Annotated in this window: 12 protein-coding genes and 1 pseudogene; 1 reads left to right on the forward strand and 12 read right to left on the reverse strand. The window is 33.8% G+C overall.

Annotation, left to right across the window (positions count from 1 at the left end; translation table 11 throughout):
* The 4 genes and pseudogenes from CDO51_RS12420 to CDO51_RS12435 form a co-directional block, all read right to left on the reverse strand.
* Window positions 1-612, reverse strand: a pseudogene (locus CDO51_RS12420) (replication protein); the annotation flags it as partial.
* Window positions 613-855: 243 nt separating this feature from the next.
* On the reverse strand, window positions 856-1404 hold the full coding sequence (locus CDO51_RS12425; protein WP_089024550.1) for a DUF3967 domain-containing protein: 549 nt from the start codon (window positions 1402-1404) through the stop codon (window positions 856-858).
* A 105-nt stretch (window positions 1405-1509) separates the two neighbouring features.
* On the reverse strand, window positions 1510-1695 hold the full coding sequence (locus tag CDO51_RS12430) for a ribbon-helix-helix domain-containing protein (protein WP_089024551.1): 186 nt from the start codon (window positions 1693-1695) through the stop codon (window positions 1510-1512).
* A gap of 176 nt (window positions 1696-1871) precedes the next feature.
* Complete coding sequence (locus tag CDO51_RS12435) at window positions 1872-2822, reverse strand: integrase domain-containing protein (protein WP_240503579.1); 951 nt, start codon at window positions 2820-2822, stop codon at window positions 1872-1874.
* A 1509-nt stretch (window positions 2823-4331) separates the two neighbouring features.
* On the opposite strand from CDO51_RS12435, the gene CDO51_RS12440 reads away from it, so the two are divergent.
* Window positions 4332-4718, forward strand: coding sequence for a hypothetical protein (locus CDO51_RS12440; protein WP_089024552.1), 387 nt, complete (start codon window positions 4332-4334; stop codon window positions 4716-4718).
* Window positions 4719-5062: 344 nt separating this feature from the next.
* On the opposite strand, the gene CDO51_RS12445 is transcribed toward CDO51_RS12440, so the two are convergent.
* The 8 genes from CDO51_RS12445 to CDO51_RS15610 form a co-directional block, all read right to left on the reverse strand.
* On the reverse strand, window positions 5063-5359 hold the full coding sequence (locus tag CDO51_RS12445; protein ID WP_089024553.1) for a hypothetical protein: 297 nt from the start codon (window positions 5357-5359) through the stop codon (window positions 5063-5065).
* 61 nt (window positions 5360-5420) lie between these two features.
* Window positions 5421-6158 carry a Fic family protein gene (locus tag CDO51_RS12450; protein ID WP_089024554.1) on the reverse strand — a complete coding sequence of 246 codons (738 nt, stop codon included), beginning with the start codon at window positions 6156-6158 and terminating at the stop codon, window positions 5421-5423.
* A 23-nt stretch (window positions 6159-6181) separates the two neighbouring features.
* On the reverse strand, window positions 6182-6742 hold the full coding sequence (locus CDO51_RS13940) for a hypothetical protein (RefSeq protein ID WP_158212465.1): 561 nt from the start codon (window positions 6740-6742) through the stop codon (window positions 6182-6184).
* A gap of 476 nt (window positions 6743-7218) precedes the next feature.
* Window positions 7219-7341, reverse strand: a complete 123-nt coding sequence (locus CDO51_RS15105; protein WP_276207036.1) for a hypothetical protein — start codon at window positions 7339-7341, stop codon at window positions 7219-7221.
* 261 nt (window positions 7342-7602) lie between these two features.
* Window positions 7603-7734 (reverse strand): hypothetical protein, encoded by a 132-nt coding sequence (locus tag CDO51_RS15110; protein WP_276207037.1) that lies wholly within the window; start codon window positions 7732-7734, stop codon window positions 7603-7605.
* Window positions 7735-8553: 819 nt separating this feature from the next.
* A complete protein-coding gene (locus CDO51_RS12460; RefSeq protein WP_089024556.1) occupies window positions 8554-8868 on the reverse strand; it encodes a hypothetical protein in 315 nt (104 codons plus the stop codon).
* 99 nt (window positions 8869-8967) lie between these two features.
* A complete protein-coding gene (locus CDO51_RS12465; protein ID WP_089024557.1) occupies window positions 8968-10017 on the reverse strand; it encodes a SurA N-terminal domain-containing protein in 1050 nt (349 codons plus the stop codon).
* A 599-nt stretch (window positions 10018-10616) separates the two neighbouring features.
* Window positions 10617-10706 (reverse strand): winged helix-turn-helix transcriptional regulator (locus CDO51_RS15610; RefSeq protein ID WP_143824733.1); only part of this gene is annotated, 90 nt, incomplete at its 5' end.

A 10706-nucleotide genomic window follows, 5' to 3' on the forward strand; every position in this document is an offset into this window, starting at 1 on the left:
TAAGTTTGGAAGATATTTATCTCTAATATCTGTTTTAAGGTCATATCTGTAGTCATGGCGATACTGTACGGTTACTTTCTCACCACTATTTGAGTTTGTTGTTCCTGCCAACCTAAATATTCTTGATGCGTCAGTTGCCTTGGTATCCCCACCAACATCTTTTAGCTTGTCCAAAAAATATTCTTGGGCGGTTTGCCATAGTGGCAGTGCTTTATAAGGAACAGGTTTTATAAACCAAACAACAACAATTCCTCGACCAGAAAATATTATTAAGTTTGGATCAGGGATTTCACCATCTTCTACTAGTATTTGCTCTATCCGACCAACAACCCACTTAGGATCATAGTTCATAAGGTAGCAATCTACATCAACATACAAAGCCCTCAGTTGCCTCACATTAAATATATCACGTTTTGGCTTATAAAAAGTATTCTGGCTAAAATAGACATCTTCTCCAAGCCATTCAGAGAGGAGTTCTTCTGTTATTTCATGAGGCCTGTAATGATATTGGGTAAAAGAACCTTGTTTTTTAGCTAATGTGATCCAACCATCTGATTCTTGGTGATGAATCTCTATATGCTCTTTAGGGGTTTTTATCACTTTTTCTAACATAAATAAACCCTCCCGACAAAAAGTCTTTTGGGAGGTACATATCACCTTGCGTAAGCACTATTTTTTGGGTACAATGTAAATACAAAATAAAAGTGCAAGGTAATATATACCTTACGCAGGTCACGTTCAGGAGCCTCCCAACTCTTCCGAACGTGACCTTTTTCGTTTGGTTAAATTTTACCACTTATATATGTAAAGTTCAATAAACCCCATAATATTGGGGGTTAATTACATTTCTTATCACTATTTACCCATGAGTTTTTTCCACCAAGGCTTCTTTTTTTCTTGGAGCTCTCGAATTGCCTCCATCAATTTTTGATCTCTTTCCTCTAACTTTTCTTCGAGTTCTTCAATTTTATTTTGAGTTTGTTTGTTTGCTAATTCAGTTAAGTTAGATTGTTGTCGCTGACCTTCCTGTAGTAGGTTACTTAAATTATCTACTTTAGTTTCTAATTCTTTAATTTTAGAATCCTGACGTTCTATTATAGTTTTTAAAAATTGTTTCATCTGTTCATGATCCATGGCCGGCTGCTCGGTCACGCGGTCAACTTCAATTAACAAACTATCCCCGTCACTATCGAGTTTATCGTCTACATCTTTGACGGTCATTCCTTGGTCATAAAATTCCCTAATACGAGTTAAAAGTGGCAAGGCATATTCTTCTATCAAATATTTGTTACCCTCTTTGATTATTGGAAGTCGTTGGCCATGATTATGTATGTATCTTCTAATCGTTCTTGAAGGTATTCCAGTTTTAGTTTCTGCTTCTTTTAAAGTAATTGTTCTTCCCATTTCAAAACACCCACCTTCGGTCACGACCCGGTCATGACCAACTCAAAACCCCGTCACAAAAGCAATTTTAATGCGGTCACGGCGGTCATGGCCAAATATAAAACTTTAATTTTTACTAAAATTTATATCCAGTTGCAAACCACCTTTTTCTTCTATATCTCTTGCTCCTGCATCAAGAATAAGTCTAATTAATTCTGTTCTACTCAACCCAGGCCCTCGAAAACTATCTAGCTTTTCAACTAAATCCACTGGTAATGATACGGTTAACCTAGTCATTTCTTTTTGATCCATGGAGTTATAACCCCTTTCACTTAATCTTGATGTCACTATAACATACCTTTTACATGATGCCAATTTTTTCTTTTTTGTAAAGCTGAAAATAATGGGTTAATTAGTTTAAGAGACCTGTACCCTTATGCGAACCTTTAAGACCAAATGTAAGCTAAATATGAAAGTCTCACGACATTTTATGCTTCGGATAAATATGTTTTTAATACTTCCGTTCTGTTATGTCCCATTTCTTGAGTTAAAACATCTGCAACTTTACTATCGCTTTTGTATTCCTCTCGAAGGTTTTTGATCCTTTCTTGAGCATACAAATATCGTAATCCATGCATCGTCATATTTGTGTTCCGACCCGAGTCATTATAATATCTCAGCAATTGTCCCTCTTCTGTTTCCACTTTACTCCGATGATTATAGATAAAGTTTTGGATTTCTTCTGTTTTTTGGTGAGCTTTCTCACCTTCTTCAACGAATAACCTTTCACCTCTAGAAGTTTCTTTCATTTTACGATTCAACACTTCCCAGACTTCTTTTTTATCTTCTGTCACTGGAACAACACGAGCTTTACCACCTTTTGTACCTCGATCTACAGGGAGATATCCAGTTCTTGAGGCATATTCAACCTGCCTACGCTCAAGACATGTAACCTCACTAATACGAAGTCCCATTTCTCTAGAAATTGTAAATGCATCCGATATATAATCTTTTCCCATTTTTTCAGCTAGATTTTTAAAGTTTCTGTACTCTTGTTCTGTCCACGCTCGGTTATGCTCTTTGCGGATCTCTGGAGTTTGATTAAATTCAAAGCCATATTTCTCCTGTAGTGTTTTATTATCACTTAAAGTATGACGTGGTCTATTGACTTGATCGTGCCAAAATCTAATTGAACTTAATTTGTTTTTTATAGTATCATCAGTATTTTGTTTGATCTCTTGTTGATATTGAATATAATCTACAAGGTGTTTATCACTTATATTTTTAAAGTTTTGAACCTTAAAACGATCATGAATAAAACGAGCGAACTCCTTAGTTTGTTTTAGTGATTGAATTCTATATCCTTTAGAAGATTGGTTGCAATGTCTATATAACTTCTCTAATTGTCTCTCCAAATTACTCATACCTTTTTGAGCCATTTAATTGACCTCCCTAAATTTAGACATAGGTATCACGTCTGCAAATTTGGTCATCATTCCCACGTCATCATAACTTGGGATCTATCACCAAACTTCTAACCCTTAGAAATACCTCACGTGAAATGTGTTGCGATCTAGTAATTTTTCTCCTGTCACTCCCTTATCTCCCCTCTAATTTAATCTCTGCTTTCTTCTAAATTTTGTTTTAAAAATGTTATTTTATCGCTAGTAAGTAAAGCAGAGATAAGGGAGTGACAGGAGATTCTATTCTTTTGTAAGTTGGACAGTATTCGTTGTAGCTTACCCTGTTTGGGTGGCTTATCTTTAGATAAGCCTGCTACACGGACCCAACCCTAATCAGGCTTGAGCGCTGTACACCGCTCAACGGTCCTCTCCCTACATACATTAACCGGTCGGGATTGTCCGATTAACGCTATCCCCTTCTGATCTCTAGTTTCATTTTTTTTAGGTAATACCTAGTCAAAATTACCGCCATTGCTTGGAAATTTTAAAAATTTCAGTTCATGTCTCTACCAGGTAGGGGATAGCAACCTTCTATATTCGGTTTTAAAACATTAAAAATGCCCACGCCTCGCGATGATTCTACGCGAAACCTGGGTTTTTTGATGGGTGTTCTTCCAAAAAATAAAATAAACACCTTTTTTAGGTGTTAGAAGAACACACGTATGACACTGTTATAACAGTATTTTTTGCCATTTTTTTGACCATAACTGATAGTAAGTAAATGGCGACTTTACTATCGGTCACTTTGTCAGTTGACTTAGTAGTCAGAGCTGAAATGCTCCTCCGGTACACTATAATATAATGCCCTCTGGAGCCCACTCATTTCGGTACACTTAAAGTGTCCTCTTGAGCCTAGCTACCTCCGGTACGCTATTGCGTCCTCTTGATAGCTATAATTAAATCTAATTATATTTTATCTAAATCATTTTATTAAGTCAAATATATCTCTTAAAGACAGGATATTTGCTTAATTACTTTTTATTGCATTTTTATTAAGTTTTAGCCCAAAGGAATTTTTACAAAATCCCTGGTATATAAGCAGCTTTTTACCCGTACTTGGAACTGAAACAAACAAAAAGAAGACCTTTGAACCGGGGCTCCGACCTCCCGATAGGCCTTCTTTTCGTGACTACATTCTAATTATCTTTACAGGACAAATTATCTTGATATTAATCTTACTGTTAATTATAACTTATTTTAGACTGATTTCAAAATTTTTATTAGTTAGTTGCACAAATTCTGCCGAATCCCTGCCAAAGGTCGATTCGGCAGAATTTCCTCTTCCCCTAAAAAGCCACTACGGATTTTCCATATGTGCAGTTAAATCTGACATGACAGATCTGATTTTAAACTAATGGGCTTTGCCTATTCTGGCGAAGTCACTTTTATTTGTTAACAAAATTTGAACCTCTGTTAATTCCTATCATTGTGGGATTTCCGCAGTATTAAGCCGATAATTTTTGTTAACAAAAAGGTGGTTTCTTTATGGGAAAGCAAAAACATCTTGTTGGAATTTGGTTAGACGAGGCTGCTATGAAGGTCTACGAAGAACTTCCCAATAGGCAAAAGAGCGAGTTTATTTCAAATGCTATCAAAAATTACTCAAACACTAAAGAAATTCTAAATAAACTAGATAAATTAGATCAGTTATGCGAAAAGATTGATTCATTAGAACAAGAAATAGAATCAATCAAAAAGTCTGGTATTACAGTCCAAACCGAAAATCAGGAAGAGCAGTCTTATTCGAAAAAGTCCGAGGAACATGACATAACTAAATTAGATGAAGAAAAAGACGAGGCTATCTTTGGTGCATTAGATAACTTTGGGAAGAAATTCAAGAAAGCACAAAAAGAAAAACAAAATGAAGCATAGTCCAAAGCCCCAAATACCGGGGCTTTTTATAATATGAATCTTACATATATTCTAACAACGCATACCTGAACGCATAGCAAAATCCCGTCATAATGGGCTCTCCAACGCTATGTGTAGCATACATCAACGCAACAAAAATGGATACTTTTTACTATATTTTTTACTATATATAGTTTTTTATATTGCAATTTTTAGTGTTTTCATAATGAAAGCACCCTTAAAAGCAAACCAAAACCCCATCAGATTGGGGTTTTTTTAGATTACAGAGTATAGTTCAGCGCAAACAAAGAAAGGGGATTTTTTATGCCAGAAAAAGACAACATACGAAAAATACGTAAGTGGCTTTATTTCTCAGTTAAGTCTGACAGGTCTAATTTTATATTCGGATCATTATACCCCAGCTCTTCAAGAACATCTTCTATCTCAACTAATAGATCACTATGAAGGAAACTCTGACCACATTTGATGCATATAACCCCTGGAATACCCGTTACTACGCCATACGAAAACTGCCATTCGCTTTTCCCTAGTTTTAAATCTTCTGATTTGCAGCTAGAGCAACGACTGGGGTAAAGCTCTGGTTTATCACAAGAATAATCTTTATCCAGTATTTCTTTTAATTCTTCAAGTTTCTTACTCAAAAAATCACCACCCTATCAAGTTCGGGAATTAGTGCTAAATCCGCCTGTGCAATTTAATGCGTTACTCACCTATAACATAAAAATAAGTTTCAAAGCTGTCATTAATAGCTTTTTTGATTACTTCTAAGAGTTTAGAGTAGTCCTCCTCTGTGCTAGCAAACTCAAGTGCCTCCATATAGCTTTCTCTATCTTCTGCTTTAATCACTGTTAGAGGATAACCGTCTTGCAGTAATAATAAATTCATTAAAAGCCTTGCAAGCCTGCCATTGACGTCAATAAAGGGGTGAATATAAGTTAAATGATGATGAAAATAAGTAGCCAGATCAACTGTATGAAGCTCATTCTTTTTATTTTTATACCAAGACACCAGTTTTTCCATTTTTTCTGGTACTAAGTAATGCTCTGGTGGCTTATGATCACTACCGCTTATTAGTACATTAGAAGTTCTATATTTACCGGCATTTTCATTATCAATCCCCTTAAGTACCAGGTAATGTACTTCTTTGATAATTTTCTCCGATATATCAGCATTTTCTTTAATTAGATTTTCAATATAGTCTATTGCTTCTTTATGGTTAATCACTTCGAGGTGCTCTCTTAGGCTTTTCCCTTTACCTACAGTAATCCCATCTTCAAGTATTACTTTAGTTTCTCTTAAAGAAAGCGTGTTACCCTCAATTGCATTGGAATTGTAGGTGAACTCAACATCGAAGTATTGTTTAAGCTGGGTTATTTTTTCTTTTGAAAGTGGTCTCTTTTCATCTAACCTTTGTTTCTTTTCTTCTAGTTCTTTAAACATAGTAATCACCCTTTAATTTTGATTTAGTCCAGAAACTTTCTAAGAATAAGTTTCCCTTCGACTCTCATTAGCTTTTCTGTTTCCTCTGTCCATCTTGTTAAATATGCCTGCCGATCCTGTAAGAGTCTGCCACTTTCAAGATCAGGCGATAGCACATCTCCGTCCCATTTATCCCACTCTTTCCGATATTTATCTAATAAGCCGCTTAACTCAGCTACCTGGTACGCAACCTCAATATACCCTTTATGCTGCGTTTTATCCCAGAGCTTTGCAAGTGATTTTAATACTTCTTCAGCTTCTACTTTACCCTTTTGCTTAATTTTATACTTATCACCTAAAAAGTCCTCCAAGTCACTCTCTTTAACTTGATAACCATGATACCGACTTGGAAGTAATGCCGGTAATTTCCCTTGACGAATCCACCGCCGAACACAATTCCTTTGGCAGGGAATTTCACCGGTTATGCAGTTTTTGCATGTACGGTGAAAACCTATATAATAATTTCTACTAAAAAAAGCCTCTCTTAGATATTGAGAGGCTTTTTTTAGGTTTCTATGAATCCTGACTTTTATCAATTTTTTCAATTAACTGGCTTATATTTTTGTTAAGCTTATGTAATTCTAATGATATGACAATTAAGATAAGAGTCACTGCAATTAAGTTATAAGTTATTCCTAACAAAGAAATCTTCTCTCCTTTGCTGTATTAGATTAGTATTAAGCTATGTTTACTATACCTAAATTAGGAAAATCTTCCTCTAACATATCGTTAATTGCATAATAATCTTGTTTGGTATCATGATACCCATTCCAATATCCTTGTGCAATTGAAGTGTCCAGCCCAGGTATCCAATCATTAGTTATTTCATCATAAAAATCACTGTGTTAGGAGTTTTTTATTGTCGTTGTGATCTACCGGCTATCATTATAAAGTAAATTTTCTTAGGAGGTAGGTATCCACAAATTTGGGCTGCATTTTGCTTTATTGCTTTTTATAACCTCTACCACTATCACCGATTATTAGAAACAATGTGAGCTAAATGTGCGCTTCTGAGAAAGTTTTAGTTATTTGCTTTTACCCATTCATCAAAATCTACATACTCTCCACGTTGAATTTCTTTCATACCTTCTTCAACTGATCTTTCTTCATATTCACTTAAGTGATCGTCTGATATATACCTCATAATTTCTACGATCTCTGCTGAAAGTTTTTTCTTTTAAATTTTCGGTTATTATAATTCATTTCAAAACCTCCAATTTTTAAAATTAACCGTACATGCAATTTTTACATGTACGGTTAAAATCCCATAAAATCAGTTGTTCAGAATATCGAGTAATATTAATTTCCCTTCAAATTCTTCAATTTTGGTTTCCATGTTACTTTTTGTTGAAAAGTTCTCTATCGGTGAAGCTTCCCCCTAACAAACAAAAATGTTATTTAATTTTCAATCATTATTTTTGTTATTTTTTAAAAAGAAGATTAAATGTGAGTAAAGTTTATAGATACCATAAATAATTAATATAGCTAATGATATACTTAACAGCATTGCTACAAATGTTGATGTAATTTCAATCATATTAATTCAGTCCTCCTTTTAAAAGGCCGAAGCGAAAAAATTTTCGCCTCGACCTTTTAATTTTACGGTGTGTAATCAAAGGTATGACTTACTGGTCTTTCAAACATTTTTAATCCTCGAGCAGGGGTACTACGTACCCCATAATATAAAGAGCCATTTCACCGCCCGCCTAATTTTTTCCAATTCTACTTTTATAGTGGTGGGCAAAGACATTGTAAGAGACCTCTACCCTCATTAAATTAATTAGAGCCAATGTGAGCCAAATGTGCGCGTCTCACAATAAAACAACCCTTCGACTCCGCTTACAAACAAGTTCCTCGCTTCGTGCGAAGATAATTTAATAAAAATAATAATAAATACTGTTAATGATTATAGTTCTTGAACTGTAATTTTTTCAGTTCCAAATAATAAAGAGATTTTGGTTTTACCAAGCATAATTTTTTAACCATATGAGATAAATACCCTTTATAACAGGATTTTATCCATGTCCCTAAATTTAAGACATGGATGAGAACGTCCGCAAATAGATATTATGTCAACAGTCCCCCTTGTTTTTCAGGGGTTCAGAGGTCGTGAGAGGGGATGAGATTAAATTATTATCCCGTGAAATACCAAAAAATTAGTGAGGGTCAAACTCTGTTTTTCTCCAAAATACCACCCTATCTGATTTTGCTTCAGACAACAAAAAAATCACCGTCATTCATGTTGTAATTATTATGGCTCCCCTTATCCTGCGTAACTGTCCCCTAAGTGCGCATACTATATATATGTGTTGGTAGGGGCTTTATATTTATACTGTACTCCTTTAGCTTTTATCTATTAGTTTTCATTTATTTTATCTTTATTATATTGTTTTAAAAAACCTACTATGATAATTAAAATCCCTATAAAAATTAAGGTTTGAATTAAAAAATTAAATCCTAAAGCTACAGTTTCCCTTTGATAGTGTTGAGGTAAAATAAAAGTATGAATTATGCTGACTAACCATGAAAGCGATAACAAACTAAATCCCCAAAATCCATATTTATATATTCTTTTGTTACTAATATATTGTGCTTTAAAACATATTAGTGTACCTATAAGAACTGTTATTAACATTATAAATGGCGCAAAAAAACTAATGCCTGTAAGCATCTTACCCCCCCTCTACAGATGAATTGTTTCCTCAACATTCCTTATAAAAACAAACAAGGTTCTTAGTATTTAAAGTACCCTGTTTGTTTTTATAATCTACTAGTAGTTCATTTTAATCTCTATATCAAATTCAGATTGATTTTTAAGATTATTGAAGTCAAACTCATTTTTTTGCTCTTTAAGAGAATTTATACTAAAGTGCTTTTGGTATCTATCAATTGCAAAATTCCAATATTCTTCTTCAGTAAGATTCAAGGATTTATAAATTGTTTCTAACAAAATTTCTTGTTCTTTAAGATCAGAATCTTCTTTTATTTTATTCCTTGTTTCTTCTGCGTAACTACGTGCCCTTTCTTCACTTACAATTAAATCATTTTCTTTTGCTTTTTCATATAAAACTTTATTTTTTATTCTTTCGTCTAATATTTGCTCTATATCCATCTCTTCATCTTCTAAAACTTTACGAAGTTCATGTTCAAGTAAAATTTCATTTCTATAAATTTCTTCGTCATTAACTACTGCAGCTATTTCTTTTTCTCTATCTTTAAAACTTTCAATTATAGAATCTTTTTGTTCAACTAAATTTTCTAGTTTTTCATTATCTTCTTTTTCTACCTCTGTTATTTCCATATTTTCTAATGAATCAAAATCTTCATAAGTTATTGTCCTAGATGCTGGAGAGGTAAGTATAGCTTGACTTGAACCTACTCTCGATTCTATTTCTGCAGTCAATTCATCTGATAGATCAAGTGAAATAGTAGTTTCATTTCTCCCACCCCATGGAGCGTCATTAGGAGGGAATATGCTAGGGTAGTCTTCAAAATTATCAAACTCATATTCAGTTATACCATTTACAGTCCATTCAAAATTAAATGGATTAACTTCCCAGCTAAATAAATAATTGCCTGGATAACTATACTGTAAACCACTGTTATAATGATTATAAACTTCTAAATTATTACCTGTGATTTCATAGTCAAATTGTAAAATCTGACTCCAGTTGGCAGGAACAGGTACTAATTCATAAGTAAAAAATGATGTTCGGTCTACTGATTTAACACCTTCTTCCTCTTCTGCAAAAGTGGGAGAAATTGAAAACATAACAATTAACAAAAAAACAAATAAATTTAAAATTTTTTTCTGATACATATCTTTTTTATTCCTCCTTTTAAAATTTGTGTATTTCCTAATTTATACATTTCGCTATATAAATCCTATCTATAAACCTGAATGTCCGATTTTTTAACCTGAATGGTCTTTCAAAAAGCATAAAAATCTTTATCAACGTCCGATTAGAAACGTTATGTAAACATTTTTCTTTAATTGGATAAAGTCGTAAACTCTCTCGGACGATCTCACTTGATTTTGGTTATCTAGTTTCATACAAAATGGACCGAAAGATAGGGAAGGTCAAACTCTTGAATGCTCCTAAATGCTACCCTATCTAACTTCACTTCTAAAAACTTCAACCACCACGTCATAGCTGTAAGTTTCTCCCACTTAATGAGGAGTTAACTCTAGATGGTTAGCTGGTGAGAGTATACACGGAAGTCTAGACCTCCTAGTAAATAGGAGCATACATGTAACTACTATTGTTAAAATTCTTCCTCCCAAATAACCTATAACACTAATGGACAAAGGAAAAGAGGGCTTTACAGCCCTCTTTCTTATATATATATATATATAGCTTCTTTCAGAAGCAGGGGTACGTAGTACCCCATAATATAAAGACCCGTTTCAGTGAACACCTAGGAATTTCCAATTTGTTTGAGCAGTTTATTTACATAGCTAGGTGATATATTTAATAGTTTAGCAAGTTCCCTCTGAGAAGCCGTAGG

The organism is Natranaerobius trueperi (assembly GCF_002216005.1).
GTDB classification, from domain to species: Bacteria; Bacillota; Natranaerobiia; order Natranaerobiales; family Natranaerobiaceae; genus Natranaerobius_A; species Natranaerobius_A trueperi.